Here is a 16,055-nt window from a genome sequence, read left to right on the forward strand (position 1 = left end):
CCTATTCGGCCGTCTCCGGTGACGTGATCCCGCGGTCAGGGGAGGCGGACGATGCGCTCGGGCGGGAAGAGTTCGGCGCCGGTGACGTGGGTGTTGTACGACACGTAGATCGTCATGTGTTCGGAGGGTGCGAGGGGGCTGAGGTCGAACGGCTCCTCGTCCCCGTAGAGGGTGAGGGCGGTGAGGGACGTGAGTCCGCTGAGAGGGTTGAGGTCCAACTGCTGGTCGCCTGCTACCAGGACGAGTTTGCGCAGCGTAGTGAGTGGGGCCATCAACTCCAGGTCAATGTTCGGCATGTACATCAGATGCATGCGCTCCAGGTTGTGCAGCGACGGCATCCGGCTCAGCTGCCGGAGGTGTGTCGTGCCGTAAAGGCTCAACGCTCGCAGATTCGTCCAGCGCTCCAGTCCCTCCAGGCTCAGGTAGCGGGTCTGCCGCAGCAGCTCGAGTTCGGTCACCTGTTCGCAGACCGGGAGTTCGCCGATGCTCTCCATGACGAAGGGGTGGCAGAGCGCCAAGAACCGGAGATCCGGCATGTTCGCGAGCGGGGACGGATCGAGTGACGGGTGGAGTTCGGCAAGGGACAGCCACTCCAGCCCAGGTCGTGCCAGGGGTTCGATGCAACGGATCCGCGGGCAGCCGCTCAACCCGATCTCGCGCAGGCGTGGCATGGCCGCGAGTGCGCTCACGTCCTCGACCAGGTTGTTGCGGTACACGAAGACCCGCTGCACGTCCGGCCGCGAGGTCACCTGGGACAGATCATGGCGATCACCCGTCACGTGTACGTTGCTCAGATCCGGGATGTGGCGCAGCGCGGAGAGCTGCGCCTCGGTCTCCGCCCGCGCATGGCTGCCTTCCCAGGTACGGAAAGCCATGATCTCCCGCGCGTACGGCTCCGCGTCGAATCCTGCCCAGGCCTGGGACACTGCCTCCCCGATCAACTCGTCTTCGTCGTCACGGAACTGCTTCACCAGCTCGTACGCCGCTTCGCTGCCCACCGCCGCGGCCGTACGCACGACCGCAGCCGATTCCCGCTCGTTCAGCCCGTCCAGCATCGACGACAACAGCTCCAGTGCCAGATCGCCCACCTTGGCCAGCTCGTCGATGTCCTCCTGGCTGTCCGGCGGCAGCAGCCTCTCCGTCCGAGCCTCCACCTCCTCGCGCACCCCCGGGTCCAGTTCCGGCGCATGGGCCAGACTCCCCGCCGCCAGCAGGACCAACCGGTGCCCATGCTTTGGCTCCGCGTCCGCCCGCTGCAGCAACGACTTGAGCAACGTCGCCCGCTCGTCCGGCCGCGCGTGCCCTACCGCCATCTGCACCACGTCGTCCCACTGGTCCTCGTGGGCGTGGCGGACCAGGACGCCGAAGTCGCGGGCCTCCACCGCCGCCCTCGCGCCCAGGTAGTCCTGGAACGTCCGGTGCACGAAGTCCACCGCGCCCGGGGCCGGTTCGCGCAGGAGGCCGCTTCGGTTGAGCAGGTGTGCGAAGACCTGGTCGGGGGTGCCCCGGACCTGCGACATGGCCCGCATCCAGTCGGAGATCAGGGACACAGCCTCGTCCTGCCGGGCCTCGACCAGGCCGTTGCGGATAAGCCAGTACGCGAGGCGTTGCAGGAGAGCCGTCTGCTCCTCCCGGGTCAGGTCGACGCCCTCCACCCCGATGATCTCGCGCTCCGTGTCGCGCCGGACCAGCAGCATGTCCAGTGCCGCGTCGTACAGCTCCTTGCGCGCCCGGGGCAGTTGCATCCGGCGGTCCCGGTTCAGCGCGCAGAGCAGGGCGCACATCAGCGGGTTCGTCGCGAGCAGTCCCAGGTCCCTGCGCGTCCCGACCGCGCGGCGCAGGGCGTTCTCGTACGGGTCCAGCTCGGCGCGTTCCTCCTCCGAGCGGCACTCCGAGCGGGCCGCCCGATGCCAGTGTTCGATGAAGGCACGGACGTCCTCCTGGCTCATCGCCAGCAAGATGCGCGGTTCGAAGCCGGAGCTGGACAGCCAGGTCTCCGGGACCGCCGACGGGCGGGTCGTCACCACGTACCTGGCCCGCGGGTAGGCGGCGATCAGGTCCCTCAGCCAGCGTTCCGTGCGCTTGCGCAGCCGGTCCGGAACCTCGTCGACCCCGTCCACGAGGATCAGCGCCCGGCCCTGCAGGAGCAGTCGGTCCGCCCAGCCGGCCGGGGCCGAGCCGTGCAGCGGAACTCCGGCAGCGCGCAGGAAGTCCGCCGGGGCGGGCAGTGCGTCGAGGGCCGTGAAGGCGCGCAGGCGCAGGACGAAGGGGACGCACCGGTTCCAGTCCGCCAGCTCGCCGCCGAACGTCTGCCGCGCGGCGTTCAGCGCCAGCCACTGCACCAGCGTGCTCTTGCCGGAACCGGCCGGGCCGCGCAGCAACAGCCGGTCCCACTCGCCGAGGGCCTGCTCGATCCCGATCGAGGTCCGGACCGGCTGCCCCGGACCGTGCCCGCCGTCGACCTCGTAACCGCTGACAGAGAGGCTGATGTAGGCCGTCTCCAACGGCCACCCGCCCGCCGACCTGCCGAGCGTCAGACCGAACAGCTCCACCCGGCCGTTGGCCGTCGCCACGAACTCCGCGTACCGCTGCTCGAAGTCGAGATCCGCCGCGTCCGGGCGAGGCCCGACCCGGTCCCGTACCTCCTCCACCAGCTCCCGCGTCCGGCCCACCGCACGGACCTGCTCCACCGCCGCCCGCGCCGCGAACGAAGGGTGGGCGGTGAGCTGCTCGACCAGGTGTGCGCAACAGCGGCCGAGGAGGTCCTCGTACAGGTCGATGGCCCGCTCCGAGAGCCCGGTAGCGGGGGCCGACAGCTCGGCGCGCAGCCGCTCGGGGTCCAGGTCCAGGGCGAACAGCCGCCCGGCGTCCGGCTCGTCCGCCGCCGCGAACGTGTCCTGTACGGAGGTGAGCGCGGCCAGCCGCTCGTGCTCGGGGAGGTCGGCGAAGGCGTCGGCCATGCGGCCCGCGAGCGCCTTGGCCAGCCGGGCCGGCTTCGCGGGGCGGGGGAGGGGACGGACCGGGTCCGTGACCAGGCCCGCGCCCGGCCTGGGGGTCAGCAGTGCCTTGGCGGCCGCGCCGATCACCGTCGTGGCCAGCCGTAACAGGGCAACTTCCGTACCGGACACGATCGTTCCTCCCCCTCGGCGCGCGTATCCGTGAATCCTACGGTGCGGGCGATTGGCAGAAGGTGCCAAAGGGTGCTGACGCCAGGTCTCGCATACTTGTGGGTAACAACGTCTAGCCCTCGCCGTCCGGCGGCCCTACGGTGCTCGCATGGAGCCGAACCTGCCCGATGTCGTGCTGTGGTCAATACCGGCCTTCGTGCTGCTCACCGTGATCGAGATGGTCAGCTACCGCCTCCACCCGGACGAGGACGCCGCAGGGTACGAGACCAAGGACGCCGCCACCAGCCTCACCATGGGCCTCGGCAGCCTGGGCTTCGACCTGCTGTGGAAGATCCCCATCCTGGCCATCTACATGGGGGTCTACGAGCTGACGCCGCTGCGGGTGCCCGTGCTGTGGTGGACCGTCCTGCTGATGCTCCTCGCCCAGGACTTCTTCTACTACTGGTCCCACCGCGGCCACCACGTGATCCGGATCCTGTGGGCCTGCCATGTGGTCCACCACTCCAGCGAGAAGTTCAACCTCACCACCGCGCTGCGCCAGCCCTGGACCTCCGCGACCGTATGGCCCTTCTACCTGCCGCTGATCGCCTGCGGCGTGCACCCGGCGGCGCTCGCGTTCTGCCAGTCGGCCAACCTCGTCTACCAGTTCTGGGTGCACACCGAGCGCGTCGGCAAGCTCCCGCGCCCCTTCGAGTACGTCCTCAACACGCCCTCCCACCACCGCGTCCACCACGCCTCGCAGGGCAGCTACCTGGACCGCAACTACGGCGGGATTCTCATCGTCTGGGACCGGATGTTCGGGTCCTTCGCGGCCGAGACCGAGCGGCCCGTCTACGGGCTCACCAAGAACATCGCCACCCACAACCCGCTGCGCGTCGCGACCCACGAGTACGCCGCCATCGCCCGGGACGTGCGGGCCGCCGACACCTGGAGCGAGCGGGCCGGCCGGGTCTTCCGGGGGCCGGGCTGGCAGCCGGCGTCGAAGGCCGCCACCGCCGTGACCGCCCCGGCGCCCGCCTCCGTACCCGCCCAGGCCGCCGCACCTGTTTCCGCCCCGGCCCCGGAGCCCACTCCGTGACCGCCACCGCGTCCCGCCCCGGGGCCACCGGACACGACGGACGCGCCGAGCGCTTCGCCCGTCCCGTGCTCCTCGCCTTCCTCCTCGCCGCCGCCGTCGACCTGGCCGGGCTCCTCGCCGGGGCCGAGACCGTCCACCTGGTCGCCAAGCCGCTGCTGATGCCGCTGCTCGCCGGGTACGCGGCGCTCCGCGGCGGACCCCGGCTGCTCGTCGCGGCCCTGCTGTTCGGGTGGGGCGGCGATGTCTTCCTGCTCGCCGACCACGACCTGGCCTTCCTCGTCGGCATGGGCTCCTTCGCCGTCGGCCATGTCTGCTACCTGACGCTGTTCGGCCGCGACCGGGCGCGCGCCCCGCTGGCCACGGGGGCCGGATACGTCCTCGTCCTCGCCGTCTTCCTCGTGCTGATCTGGCCGGACCTCCCGGCGGACCTGCGTATCCCGCTGACCGGCTACAGCCTGCTGCTCACCGCCATGGCCTGGCGGGCGGGCGTACCGGGGCGGTGCGCGGCGGCCGGCGGGGCCCTCTTCCTGCTCTCCGACGCCCTCATCGCCACCGGCATCGCGGACTGGCCGCAAGCACCCGCCCCCGACTTCTGGGTGATGCTCACCTACATCGCCGCCCAGGCCCTCCTGTCCCTCGGAGTGCTCACTGCGGCGCCGGACCGGGGAACCGGGCGAACCCGGGCGTAGGGCCTCACCACCTCCTGTCCCCGGGGCGGCTTCCGGGGGCCGGTCGGCCCGGACGGCGCGCAGTCGGACGGACGGCGGCCGGGGCGCGGCCTTCCGCGTCCCCCACGCCGACGGCACCCTGGCCGAGCTCCCGGCCGCCGCCGCGTCTGACGACCGCCTCCTCGAGGGCACCGCGCTGAAGGTGCTCATCACGCCGTAGCCCCTCGACGCAGGGCGAGGGCCCGGGGAGAACATCCTCCCCGGGCCCTCGCTCCTTGCTCGGTCACGTGCCTACCAGCGCACCGCGTCCAGCGCGTCCACCACTCCGGCCCCGTAGAAGCCGTTGTAGTTCTTGCCGCCCTCGCAGACCGCGTCGATGACGCCGTCACCGTTGATGTCGTACGGCTCACCGCACGCCTTCGCGTCCGCCTGGAGCGTCAGCAGCGCCTTCACCGCGGCCGGCGAGGCGTAGGGGTGCTTCGACTTGATCAGCGCCACGACGCCCGCGACATGCGGGGACGCCATCGACGTACCGGCCTTGTAGCCGAACTTGCCGCCCGGCAGGGTCGACAGGATCAGCCCGTTGACGGCCGGCGGCTCGGGGGTCTGGTAGACCGTCGAGTCACCGCCCGGGGCCGCCACGTCGATGATCCCCTTGCCGTAGTTCGAGTACGAGGACTTCAGGCCCTTCGCACCCGTCGCGGAAACCGTCACGACACCCGGCAGCATGGTCGGGATGTCCGGGCACGCGCTCGGGTCGATCGTCCGGGTGACCGGCTCGGTGTCGTTGGGGCTGGTCTTGTCCTCGATCGCGTCGACCGCCAGATCGTGGCGGGAGTTACCGGCCGCAGCGACGTTGACCGTGCCCTTGCGCTCCGCGTACTTCACGGCGCGGGTGAGGGCGTCGACCAGGGCGCCCTGGTCCGGGTCGTTCTTGCAGTTGAACAGCCACGGGTCGGTGTAGTAGCTGTTGTTGGTCACATCGACGCCGCGCTCGGCGGCCCAGAGGAACCCGCAGACGACGGCCTCGGTGTAGAAGAACCCGTCCGGGTTCGACACCTTGATGCCCGACACCTTCACGCCCGGGGCGACGCCGGTGACCCCGGCGCCGTCCTTCGCGGCGGCGATGGTGCCCGCCACATGCGTGCCGTGGTCGCTCTCGCCCGCCGCCGGACGCCAGGAGCCGGCGGTGGTGTCCGGAGCGCCCGACACGCAGTTGGCCGAGGCACGGCTGTCGAAGTTCGGGGCCAGGTCCGGGTGGGTGTCGTCGACGCCCGTGTCGATGACGGCGACCGTCACCCGCTGTGAGCCCAGCGACTTCTGGTGCGCCTTGTCCGCCTTGATCGCGGGCAGCGACCACTGGAGCGGTTCCAGCGGGTCCTGGTCGGCCGTCGCGTCCGCGGCGGCGGCCGCCGCCTGCTCGGCGGTGAGCGGCTGCGCTATCGAGCCGACGTCCTTGGTGGCCTGCGGAACGATCGGGTTCGTGCGGGTGGCGCCCGCCGACTCCACGCCTCGTACCCGGCGGATCGTTTCGCCGAAGGCCGGGTTCTGCGAGTGGACGACGATGACGCCGATCTGCTCATAGGCGATGACGACGGTGCCGCCGGCCTTGGCGATCGCCTTCTTGACGTTCTTGACGGTGCCGTGGCCGCCCCGGGTGTTGACCACGTAGGACAGCTTCGGACCGTCGGTCCGCACGCTCGCGGCGGCCTGCTGGCCGGTGGGCGCCGCCGTGGCTGTCGCCGTCGGCAGGAAGCCGAGCGAGGCGGTCAGCGCGAGCCCGACGGGCACCGCGAGTGCGCGGGTCCGTCTCGATGCCAGATGAGCCATGGGTTCTCCACATCATCCGTGCCGAACGACCGGACACCTGGCGTGGCCGGTCGCGTACATGACGAGTGAAGCTATCGCTGATCATCCCGGCGCATCAACGGTTACGGGCAAGTGAGTTCGAAGAGTGACCGAAGCGGCGGAATGCGAACGGGTGACGTCCGGGCATCCGGAGGAGCCGCGACACCTCCGAGAAGGCGAACGAGAAGGCGAACGCGTAGGCGAAGGACACGGTGAACCGCTTCGTCGCGCCCTCCGTGCCGTTGTCCAGGAGGTACATCACCGTCCCCCCGGCAACGAGGCCTCCCATGACACCCACCGTCCCCCAGATCACCGCACCCGCGTCGCGAGGAGATTCCGTGGCTACCGATGCACCGCCGCCCGAGGGCGGTTCGCCCGCCGGACCCGTCCAGCCCACCACCGAGGCGTTCGTCGCGATGCAGGCGAGCCCGGACTTCGCCGACCTGCGCCGCTCCCACCGCTCCTTCGCCTTCCCCCTGACCATCGCCTTCGTGACCTGGTACCTGCTCTACGTCCTGCTCTGCAACTACGCGGGCGCATTCATGGCCACCAAGGTCGTCGGCAACATCAACATGGCGCTCGTCCTCGGACTCGCCCAGTTCGCCACCACCTTCCTCATCGCCTGGCTCTACTCCCGGCACGCCGCCACCAAGCTCGACCCCAAGGCCGACGCGATCAAGTCCCGTATGGAGGCCGACGTATGAGCGCCGCCCACGCCCTCTATCCCACCGTCCAGCTCGCCGCCACCGAGGGGGCGAGCGAGCACCGGCCACTGATCATCACGCTGTTCGCCGCCTTCGTCGTGGCCACGCTCTTCATCACCGTGTGGGCGGGCCGCCAGACCAAGAGCGCCGCCGACTTCTACGCGGGCGGCCGCCAGTTCACCGGATTCCAGAACGGACTCGCGGTCTCCGGCGACTACATGTCCGCCGCGTCCTTCCTCGGTATCGCCGGAGCCATCGCGCTCTTCGGGTACGACGGCTTCCTGTACTCCATCGGCTTCCTCGTCGCCTGGCTCGTCGCCCTGCTCCTGGTCGCCGAACCGCTGCGCAACTCCGGCCGCTACACCATGGGCGACGTCCTCGCCTACCGGATGCGCCAGCGCCCCGTCCGCACCGCCGCCGGTACGTCCACGATCGTCGTCTCGATCTTCTACCTGCTGGCCCAGATGGCGGGCGCGGGCGTCCTCGTCTCACTGCTCCTCGGCATCACCAGCGACGCGGGGAAGATCCTCATCGTCGCCCTGGTCGGCGTGCTCATGATCCTTTACGTCACCATCGGCGGCATGAAGGGCACCACCTGGGTGCAGATGGTCAAGGCCGTCCTGCTCATCGCGGGCACCCTGCTCATCACCTTCCTGATCCTGCTGAAGTTCAACTTCAACATCTCCGACCTGCTCGGCACCGCGGCCAGCAACAGCGGCAAGGGCGCCGCCTTCCTGGAGCCCGGCCTGAAGTACGGCGCCGACGGCGTCTCGAAGCTGGACTTCATCTCGCTCGGCGTCGCCCTGGTCCTCGGCACCGCGGGCCTGCCGCACATCCTGATCCGCTTTTACACCGTGCCCACCGCCAAGGCCGCCCGTAAGTCCGTGAACTGGGCGATCGGCATCATCGGCGCCTTCTACCTGATGACGATCGTGCTCGGCTTCGGCGCCGCCGCGATCCTCAAGCCCGGCGACATCATCGCCTCCAACAAGGCGGGCAACACCGCGGCGCCACTCGCCGCACTGGAGATCGGCGGCGGCTCCGGATCCACCGGCGGCGCCATCCTTCTCGCGGTGATCTCCGCCGTCGCGTTCGCCACCATCCTGGCCGTCGTCGCCGGACTCACCCTCGCCTCCTCCTCGTCCTTCGCGCACGACATCTACGCCAACGTCATCCGCAAGGGGCAGGCCACCGAGAAGGAGGAGGTCCGCGCCGCACGCTGGGCCACCGTCGCCATCGGCATCGTCTCCATCGCGCTCGGCGCACTCGCCCGCGACCTGAACGTCGCCGGGCTCGTCGCCCTGGCCTTCGCGGTCGCCGCCTCCGCCAACCTGCCGACGATCCTCTACAGCCTCTTCTGGAAGCGCTTCACCACGCAGGGGGCCCTCTGGTCCATCTACGGAGGCCTCGCCTCCTCCGTCCTGCTGGTGCTGTTCTCGCCGGTCGTCTCCTCCAAGCCGACCTCGATGTTCCCGGGCGTCGACTTCGCCTGGTTCCCGCTGGAGAATCCTGGCCTGATCTCGATCCCGCTCGGCTTCCTGCTCGGCTGGGTCGGCTCCCTGCTCTCCAAGGAGAAGCCCGACACGGACAAGTACGCCGAACTGGAGGTCAAGTCCCTCACCGGCGTCGGAGCACACTGAACCCACCGGAACGGGCCCCTTCGGCACTTCACCGACGGGCCCCTTCGGCGCATCACCCACACCCGCGGCCGGTCCGCGTCGTAGAGTCCTACGACGCGGACCGGCCGCACCTCGTGGCAAACGGGCCACTCCGATGTCACTGCTCTCACGTAGGCTCGTAAGAGCGACCGCATCACCGCGGACACCACCGGGGGAGGGCCCCACCGTGCTCATCGACACCTTCGACCGGGTCGCCACCGACCTGCGCGTGTCACTCACCGACAAGTGCAACCTGCGCTGCACCTACTGCATGCCGGAAGAGGGCCTCCAGTGGCTCGGCAAGAGCGAGCTGCTCTCCGACGAGGAGATCGTGCGCCTGATCCGTATCGCCGTCACCTCGCTCGGCATCACCGAGGTCCGCTTCACCGGCGGCGAGCCCCTGCTGCGCCCCGGCCTCGTCTCCATCGTCGAGCAGTGCGCCGCGCTCACCCCGCGCCCCCGCATGTCGCTCACGACCAACGGCATCGGACTCAAGCGGACCGCCGGCGCCCTCAAGGCCGCGGGCCTCGACCGGGTCAACGTCTCGCTGGACACCCTGCGCCCTGACGTCTTCAAGACCCTCACCCGCCGTGACCGCCACAGGGACGTGCTGGACGGCCTGGAGGCCGCCCGCGAGGCCGGGCTCACCCCGGTGAAGGTCAACTCCGTCCTGATGCCGGGACTCAACGACGACGAGGCCCCCGAACTGCTCGCCTGGGCCGTGGCCAACGACTACGAACTCCGCTTCATCGAGCAGATGCCCCTCGACGCCCAGCACGGCTGGAAGCGCGACGGCATGATCACCGCCGGGGACGTCCTCGCCTCGCTGCGCACCCGGTTCACCCTCACCGCCGAGAGCGACGAGTCCCGTGGCTCCGCCCCCGCCGAGCGCTGGACCGTCGACGGCGGCCCGCACCGCGTCGGCGTGATCGCGTCCGTCACCCGCCCGTTCTGCCGCGCCTGCGACCGCACCCGGCTCACCGCCGACGGCCAGGTCCGCACCTGCCTCTTCGCCCGCGAGGAGACGGACCTGCGCGGGGCACTGCGCGGGGACGCGCCCGACGCGGAGATCGCCCGGCTCTGGGAGACGGCCATGTGGGGCAAGAAGGCGGGCTCCGGACTGGACGACCCGTCCTTCCTGCAGCCCGACCGCCCGATGTCGGCGATCGGCGGCTGACGCTCAGGCGTCCCGCGAGCTCTCGGGGCCGGGGTCCCAGTCCTTCAGCGCCACGACGTCCTTGAGGAAACCCCGTACCCCGAGGAACGAGGACAGGTGCTCCCGGTGCTCGTCGCAGGCCAGCCAGGTCTTGCGCCGCTCGGGCGTGTGCAGCTTGGGGTTGTTCCAGGCGAGCACCCACACGGCGGCGGCCCGGCAGCCCTTGGCGGAACAGAGCGGGGCACCGGAGGGACTCTCGGCGGACGTCTCGGGAAAGATCACGCCGTCCAGCCTAAGTCAGGAAGGCAGGTGCGCCGCGAGCCTTCTGACGCATCCCCGGCCGGAGAAAGGGCGACGCCGGGCAGCCACGGGGGGAGCTGCCCGGCGTCGGTCCGTCGCTCCGACGGGGGATGCGGAGCGCCCTCGAAGTATGTCACGGGGACCAGGGTGCGGTGCACTGGAACGTCATGATTGATCTGAGCTTTTCCTGAGCTTCGCGGGGCCTGCGGGATCAGGTGTGCTCGTGCGGCGGGGGAACCCGGCCGGACGCACCCTCGGCGTCCCCGGACTCCGCCGGACCGGCCACCGGAGCGGCCTCCAGGGCGGGCCGCATCGGCATCTGCACGAACGTCGTCGGCAGCGAAGTCACGTTCTCCCGGCCCGCGTTGGCGATGACCACCGCCACGTACGGCAGCAGCACGCCCAGCACGAGCGCCACGATCGCCACATGCCGCTCCACGTTCCACAGCACCGCGGCCAGCACCACCGACACCGTGCGCACCGACATCGAGATCACATAGCGCCGCTGCCGGCCCCGGACGTCGTCCTCCAGTCCCTGACGGGCGCCCGTGATCCGGAAGACCTCCGTACCCGCGTTCTTCCGCAGCATGCTCCACCACCAGATCTCGTCGCCGGGCGCTCCCCGGACCGGGCCGCATCCACGGTACGCCCGGCGCGCGCCGGACGGGCGGCCGGGGCGCGCTCGGCGCACGGGGCCGGGGGTCCCCCGGACGGCCCAACCGGGCATGCGCCGCCCGGACCGCTGGCCAAGACTGGGCGGACGCGCACTCCGCGCCGTACGAGGAGGCGAAATGAGCTGGTTGTGGGCGATCATCGTGGGATTGGTGCTCGGTGTCATCGCCAGAGCGATCCTGCCGGGCAAGCAGGACATCCCGCTCTGGCTGACGGCGGTGTTCGGCATCCTCGGCAGCATCCTCGGTAACGCCGTGGCCGGCTGGATCGGTGTCGAGGACACCAAGGGCATCGACTGGATCCGTCACCTGCTGCAGCTGGCGGGCGCCGTGGCGGTCGTCGCCGTCGGTGACATGGCGTGGCAGGCGTTCCGGGGCAACCGGAAACAGAGAACCTGACTCTTGAGTCACCACAGCGCCGCGGCCGGACCCGCGAGAAACGCGGGTCCGGCCGCGGCGCTGTCATCTGCGGGAGGTCAGCCCGCCGGGCGGACCTCCACGGCCGCCAGGTTCTTCTTGCCCCGGCGCAGCACCAGCCAGCGCCCGTGCAGCAGCTCCCCGGCGTCCGGCGCGACCTCGCCGTCGGCGACCTTCACGTTGTTCACGTAGGCGCCGCCCTCCTTGACCGTGCGGCGCGCCCCCGACTTGCTGGGCGCCAGACCGACCTCCACCAGCAGGTCCACCAGCGGACCCAGCTCGGCGACCGCGGCGTGCGGCACCTCGGACAGGGCGGCGCTCAGCGTCGCCTCGTCCAGTCCGGCCAGGTCGCCCTGGCCGAACAGCGCCTTCGACGCCGCGATGACGGCGGCGCACTGCGCACCGCCGTGCACCAGCGTGGTCAGCTCCTCGGCCAGCGCGCGCTGGGCCGAGCGGGCCTGCGGCCGCTCCTCGGTCAGCTTCTCCAGCTCCTCCAGCTCTGCACGGCTCCTGAAGCTGAGGATGCGCAGGTAGCGCGAGACGTCCCGGTCGTCCACGTTCAGCCAGAACTGGTAGAACGCGTACGGCGTCGTCATCTCCGGGTCGAGCCAGACGGCGCCGCTCTCGGACTTGCCGAACTTCGTCCCGTCGGCCTTCGTCATCAGCGGCGTCGCCAGCGCGTGCACGACAGCACCCGGCTCCAGCCGGTGGAGCAGGTCGATGCCCGCGGTGAGGTTGCCCCACTGGTCGCTGCCGCCCTGCTGGAGGACGCAGCCGTAGCGGCGGTACAGCTCCAGGAAGTCCATCCCCTGGAGCAGCTGGTAACTGAACTCCGTGTAGCTGATGCCCTCCTGCGACTCCAGCCGGCGCGCGACCGAGTCCTTGGTGAGCATCTTGTTGACCCGGAAGTGCTTGCCGATGTCCCGCAGGAACTCGATCGCGGACATGCCCGCGGTCCAGTCCAGGTTGTTGACCATCGTCGCCGCGTTCGGGCCCTCGAAGGTGAGGAAGGGCTCGATCTGCCCCCGCAGCCGCTGCACCCAGGCGGCGATGGTCTCCGGGTCGTTCAGCGTCCGCTCGGCGGTGGGCCGCGGGTCACCGATCTGCCCCGTGGCCCCGCCGACCAGAGCGAGCGGCCTCAGGCCGGCCTGCTGGAGCCGCCGCATGGTGAGCACCTGCACGAGGTGTCCCACGTGCAGGCTCGCGGCGGTCGGGTCGAAGCCGCAATAGAAGGTGACGGGACCGTCCGCGAGAGCCTTGCGCAATGCGTCCTCGTCAGTGGACTGGGCGAACAGCCCGCGCCACTTCAGCTCGTCGACGATGTCCGTCACGGTTCCGGTGCTCCTTATGACTGGCAGAGACGCTGGTAGAGATGTACGGGTCAGTCTAGGCGGGTCACACCCCCAGGCTGACCGAGCTCATGTTGAAGTCCGGGACGCGCAGCGCGGGCATCGCGGCCCGGGTGAACCAGTCGCCCCACTCGCGCGGCAGCGTCTTCTCCGTGCGCCCCGCCTCCGACGCCCTCGACAGCAGGTCCACCGGCGACTCGTTGAACCGGAAGTTGTTCACCTCGCCGATCACCTCGCCGTCCTCGACGAGATAGACGCCGTCGCGGGTCAGCCCGGTCAGCAGCAGCGTCGCCGGGTCGACCTCGCGGATGTACCAGAGGCAGGTCAGCAGCAGCGCCCGCCCGGTCGTCGCGGCCACCATCTCCTCCAGCGACCGCTCGCCACCGCCCTCCAGCAGCAGGTTGTCGATGCCGGGGGCGACCGGCAGCCCGGTCAGGCCCGCCGTGTGCCGGGTCGTCGTGAGCCGCTCCAGCCTTCCCTCCCGGACCCAGTCCGTCGGGGCCAGCGGCAGCCCGTTGTCGAAGACGGAACCGCTGTCGCCGGAGGAGTGCGCGATCACGAACGGCGCCGACTCCAGACCGGGCGCGTGCGGGTCGCTGCGCAGGGTGAGCGGGAGCGGGGCGAGCGTCTCGCCCAGCCGCGTACCGCCGCCCGGGGTGGAGAACACGGTCCGGCCCTCGACGGCGTCCCGCGCGGTCGAGGACCAGAGCTGGTAGATCAGCAGGTCCGCGACCGCGGTCGGCGGCAGCAGCGTCTCGTACCGGCCGGCCGGCAGCTCGATGCGCCGCTCCGCCCAGCGCAGCCGCTGCGCCAGCTCCGCGTCCATCGCCGCCGGGTCGACGTCCTTGAAGTCCCGGGTCGCCCGGCCCGCCCAAGCGGAGCGCGTCCGGTCCGGGGACTTCGCGTTCAGCTCCAGCGTCCCGTTCGGCTGGTCGTGGCGCAGCCGCAGCCCCGTCGACGTACCCATGTAGGTGGAGGTCAGCTCGTGGTTCGCGAACCCGTACAGCTCGCGGCCCCCCGCCCGGGCGCGGGCGAAGGCCTCCCCGAGCGCCGGGGCGAAGTCCGCGAAGACCTCCGAGCCCGTCTCGGCGGGTGCGTCCGTGAAGTCGGGGGAGACGGGCACCCCGCTCACCAGCGGCTGCGCGTCCTCGGCCGGACCCGCACCCCGGGCGGCGGCCTCGGCGGCGCGCACCAGCGGCTCCAGGTCGTCCGTGGTCACGGCGGACCGGGAGACGACGCCGGAGGCCGTCCCCTTCGCCCCGTCGGCGGTCGCGATGACGGTCAGGGTCCGGCCCCGGGTCACCCCGTTCGTGGTGAGCGCGTTGCCCGCCCAGCGCAGATTGGCGGAGGACTCCTCGTCGGCGATGACCACCAGACCGTCCGTGGTGGACAGCTCCAGCGCACGCTCGACGATCTCGTACGGCTTGCTGACGCGGCTCATCGTCCGGCCTCCTGCGTCGTGTTGAGACTGTGCTTACCCGGGGGACGACCCCCGGACCTCCGGCCGGTTCCGTGGTCGCGGCTCATCGTCCGGCCTCCTGCGTCGTGTTGAGGATGTTGACGCCCCGGAAGAGGGCGGAGGGGCAGCCGTGCGAGACCGCCGCGACCTGGCCCGGCTGGGCCTTGCCGCAGTTGAACGCGCCGCCGAGCACATACGTCTGGGGGCCGCCGACCTTCTCCATCGAGCCCCAGAAGTCCGTGGTGGTCGCCTGGTACGCCACATCGCGCAACTGTCCGGCGAGCCTGCCGTTCTCGATGCGGAAGAACCGCTGCCCGGTGAACTGGAAGTTGTAGCGCTGCATGTCGATCGACCAGGACCGGTCGCCGACCACGTAGATCCCGCGCTCCACCCCGCCGATCAGGTCCTCCGTCGACAGCCCGCCCGGGTCCGGCTGGAGCGACACGTTCGCCATGCGCTGTACGGGGACGTGGCCCGGCGAGTCCGCGTACGCGCAGCCGTTGGAGCGGCCGAGGCCCGTCAGCTTCGCGATCCGGCGGTCCAGCTGGTAGCCGACCAGGGTGCCGTCCTTGACCAGGTCCCAGGACTGCGCCTCGACGCCCTCGTCGTCGTAACCGATGGTCGCGAGACCGTGCTCGGCCGTGCGGTCACCGGTCACGTTCATGACGGGGGAGCCGTACGCCAGCTTGCCCAGCTGGTCGAAGGTGGCGAACGAGGTCCCGGCGTACGCCGCCTCGTACCCCAGCGCCCGGTCCAGCTCGGTGGCGTGGCCGATCGACTCGTGGATGGTCAGCCACAGGTTCGACGGGTCGACGACCAGGTCGTACGCCCCCGCCTCGACGCTCGGCGCCCGCATCTTCTCCGCCAGCAGCCCGGGGATCCGCTCCAGCTCCGCGTCCCAGTCCCAGCCGGTCCCGGTCAGGTACTCCCACCCCCGGCCCGCCGGCGGCGCGATGGTCCGCATCGAGTCGAACTCACCGGTCGTGCCGTCCACCGCGACGGCGGTGAACTGCGGGTGGATCCGCACCCGCTGCTGCGTCGTGACGGTGCCCGCCGTGTCCGCGTAGAACTTGTTCTCGTGCACGGTCATCAGGGACGCGTCCACATGTGCGACACCCTCCGCGCCCAGCAGCCGCCCGCTCCACTCGGCGAGCAGTGCCGCCTTCTCCTCGTCCGGTACGGAGAAGGGGTCGACCTCGTACGCCGAGACCCAGGTCCGCTCGCCGTGCACCGGCTCGTCCGCCAGCTCCACCCGCTCGTCGGACCCCGCCGCCACAATCACCTTCGCCGACAGCTTGGCCATCGCGACGGCCTGCGAGGCCACCTTCGCGGCCGCGTCCATCGTCAGGTCGACGCCCGAGGCGAACCCCCAGGCCCCGCCGTGCACCACGCGCACCGCGTACCCGAGGTCCGTGCTGTCCGACGCCCCGGCCGGCCGGGCGTCCCGCAGCCGCCAGGAGGCGCTTCGCACCCGCTCCAGCCGGAAGTCGGCGTGGGTCGCGCCGAGCGCCCGCGCCCGGGCGAGCGCCGCATCGGCCAGCGCGCGTGACGGCAGGGCCAGGAATGACTGATCTACCTCGTGGGGCACAGGGTGTTCCCTCCTTGACGGTTCCGGCAGT

Annotated in this window: 14 protein-coding genes and 1 pseudogene; 7 read left to right on the forward strand and 8 right to left on the reverse strand. The window is 70.9% G+C overall.

The genetic code is table 11. From position 1 onward, the window contains the following. Positions 1 to 35: 35 nt before the first annotated feature. On the reverse strand, positions 36 to 3,128 hold the full coding sequence (locus IG90_RS0127940; RefSeq protein WP_030590223.1) for an NACHT domain-containing protein: 3,093 nt from the start codon (positions 3,126 to 3,128) through the stop codon (positions 36 to 38). A 148-nt stretch (positions 3,129 to 3,276) separates the two neighbouring features. Here IG90_RS0127940 and IG90_RS0127945 point away from each other — a divergent pair, with 148 nt between their 5' ends. The 3 genes and pseudogenes from IG90_RS0127945 to IG90_RS47160 form a co-directional block, all read left to right on the forward strand. Next, on the forward strand, positions 3,277 to 4,206 hold the full coding sequence (locus tag IG90_RS0127945; RefSeq protein ID WP_030590226.1) for a sterol desaturase family protein: 930 nt from the start codon (positions 3,277 to 3,279) through the stop codon (positions 4,204 to 4,206). Continuing rightward, the gene (locus IG90_RS0127950) at positions 4,203 to 4,895 is read left to right on the forward strand and encodes a lysoplasmalogenase (RefSeq protein WP_030590229.1); all 693 of its coding nucleotides are present in this window, start codon (positions 4,203 to 4,205) and stop codon (positions 4,893 to 4,895) included. The genes IG90_RS0127945 and IG90_RS0127950 overlap by 4 nt, the downstream gene beginning before the upstream one ends. Then, a pseudogene (locus tag IG90_RS47160) lies at positions 4,896 to 5,082 on the forward strand (IMP dehydrogenase); the annotation flags it as partial. It abuts the gene before it with no gap. Between the two features lie 83 nt (positions 5,083 to 5,165). Here IG90_RS47160 and IG90_RS0127955 read toward each other — a convergent pair. After that, entirely contained in the window at positions 5,166 to 6,704 is a 1,539-nt protein-coding gene (locus IG90_RS0127955; RefSeq protein ID WP_030590232.1) for a S8 family peptidase, read from the reverse strand. A 94-nt stretch (positions 6,705 to 6,798) separates the two neighbouring features. Then, the gene (locus IG90_RS0127960; protein WP_233436104.1) at positions 6,799 to 7,011 is read right to left on the reverse strand and encodes a hypothetical protein; all 213 of its coding nucleotides are present in this window, start codon (positions 7,009 to 7,011) and stop codon (positions 6,799 to 6,801) included. A 49-nt stretch (positions 7,012 to 7,060) separates the two neighbouring features. Between IG90_RS0127960 and IG90_RS0127965 the strand changes: the two genes are divergently transcribed. The 3 genes from IG90_RS0127965 to moaA all read left to right on the forward strand — a co-directional run bounded on the left by IG90_RS0127965 (position 7,061) and on the right by moaA (position 10,261). Further along, complete coding sequence (locus IG90_RS0127965; RefSeq protein ID WP_030590238.1) at positions 7,061 to 7,426, forward strand: DUF485 domain-containing protein; 366 nt, start codon at positions 7,061 to 7,063, stop codon at positions 7,424 to 7,426. Further along, positions 7,423 to 9,066 carry a solute symporter family protein gene (locus tag IG90_RS0127970; RefSeq protein WP_030590241.1) on the forward strand — a complete coding sequence of 548 codons (1,644 nt, stop codon included), beginning with the start codon at positions 7,423 to 7,425 and terminating at the stop codon, positions 9,064 to 9,066. Before IG90_RS0127965 ends, IG90_RS0127970 begins: the two co-directional genes overlap by 4 nt. A gap of 205 nt (positions 9,067 to 9,271) precedes the next feature. Continuing rightward, the gene (gene moaA, locus IG90_RS0127975; protein ID WP_030590244.1) at positions 9,272 to 10,261 is read left to right on the forward strand and encodes a GTP 3',8-cyclase MoaA; all 990 of its coding nucleotides are present in this window, start codon (positions 9,272 to 9,274) and stop codon (positions 10,259 to 10,261) included. A 3-nt stretch (positions 10,262 to 10,264) separates the two neighbouring features. Here moaA and IG90_RS0127980 read toward each other — a convergent pair whose 3' ends face one another. Further along, on the reverse strand, positions 10,265 to 10,522 hold the full coding sequence (locus IG90_RS0127980; RefSeq protein WP_030590247.1) for a hypothetical protein: 258 nt from the start codon (positions 10,520 to 10,522) through the stop codon (positions 10,265 to 10,267). A 229-nt stretch (positions 10,523 to 10,751) separates the two neighbouring features. Further along, positions 10,752 to 11,129 (reverse strand): DUF3099 domain-containing protein, encoded by a 378-nt coding sequence (locus IG90_RS0127985; RefSeq protein WP_030590250.1) that lies wholly within the window; start codon positions 11,127 to 11,129, stop codon positions 10,752 to 10,754. Between the two features lie 202 nt (positions 11,130 to 11,331). Between IG90_RS0127985 and IG90_RS0127990 the strand changes: the two genes are divergently transcribed. Further along, a complete protein-coding gene (locus IG90_RS0127990; protein WP_030590252.1) occupies positions 11,332 to 11,610 on the forward strand; it encodes a GlsB/YeaQ/YmgE family stress response membrane protein in 279 nt (92 codons plus the stop codon). Positions 11,611 to 11,687: 77 nt separating this feature from the next. Here IG90_RS0127990 and tyrS read toward each other — a convergent pair whose 3' ends face one another. From tyrS to IG90_RS0128005, 3 genes are all read right to left on the reverse strand, one after another. Beyond that, on the reverse strand, positions 11,688 to 12,959 hold the full coding sequence (gene tyrS / locus IG90_RS0127995) for a tyrosine--tRNA ligase (protein ID WP_030590256.1): 1,272 nt from the start codon (positions 12,957 to 12,959) through the stop codon (positions 11,688 to 11,690). Between the two features lie 64 nt (positions 12,960 to 13,023). Next, the gene (locus tag IG90_RS0128000; protein ID WP_030590262.1) at positions 13,024 to 14,418 is read right to left on the reverse strand and encodes a metallopeptidase TldD-related protein; all 1,395 of its coding nucleotides are present in this window, start codon (positions 14,416 to 14,418) and stop codon (positions 13,024 to 13,026) included. An 82-nt stretch (positions 14,419 to 14,500) separates the two neighbouring features. Further along, positions 14,501 to 16,024: a TldD/PmbA family protein gene (locus IG90_RS0128005; protein WP_030590265.1), complete on the reverse strand. Its 1,524-nt coding sequence runs from the start codon at positions 16,022 to 16,024 to the stop codon at positions 14,501 to 14,503. Positions 16,025 to 16,055: the final 31 nt, after the last annotated feature.

The organism is Streptomyces anulatus (genome assembly GCF_000721175.1).
In the GTDB taxonomy this organism is placed as follows: domain Bacteria; phylum Actinomycetota; class Actinomycetes; order Streptomycetales; family Streptomycetaceae; genus Streptomyces; species Streptomyces anulatus_C.

What these genes read in the sequence shown, in the direction of transcription:
- IG90_RS0127985 (WP_030590250.1), bottom strand. Translation starts at nt 11,129, where the DNA reads ATGCTGCGGAAGAACGCGGGTACGGAGGTCTTCCGGATCACGGGCGCC.
- IG90_RS0127960 (WP_233436104.1), bottom strand. Translation starts at nt 7,011, where the DNA reads ATGGGAGGCCTCGTTGCCGGGGGGACGGTGATGTACCTCCTGGACAAC.
- IG90_RS0127990 (WP_030590252.1), top strand. Translation starts at nt 11,332, where the DNA reads ATGAGCTGGTTGTGGGCGATCATCGTGGGATTGGTGCTCGGTGTCATC.
- IG90_RS0127970 (WP_030590241.1), top strand. Translation starts at nt 7,423, where the DNA reads ATGAGCGCCGCCCACGCCCTCTATCCCACCGTCCAGCTCGCCGCCACC.
- IG90_RS0128000 (WP_030590262.1), bottom strand. Translation starts at nt 14,418, where the DNA reads ATGAGCCGCGTCAGCAAGCCGTACGAGATCGTCGAGCGTGCGCTGGAG.
- IG90_RS0127945 (WP_030590226.1), top strand. Translation starts at nt 3,277, where the DNA reads ATGGAGCCGAACCTGCCCGATGTCGTGCTGTGGTCAATACCGGCCTTC.
- IG90_RS0127955 (WP_030590232.1), bottom strand. Translation starts at nt 6,704, where the DNA reads ATGGCTCATCTGGCATCGAGACGGACCCGCGCACTCGCGGTGCCCGTC.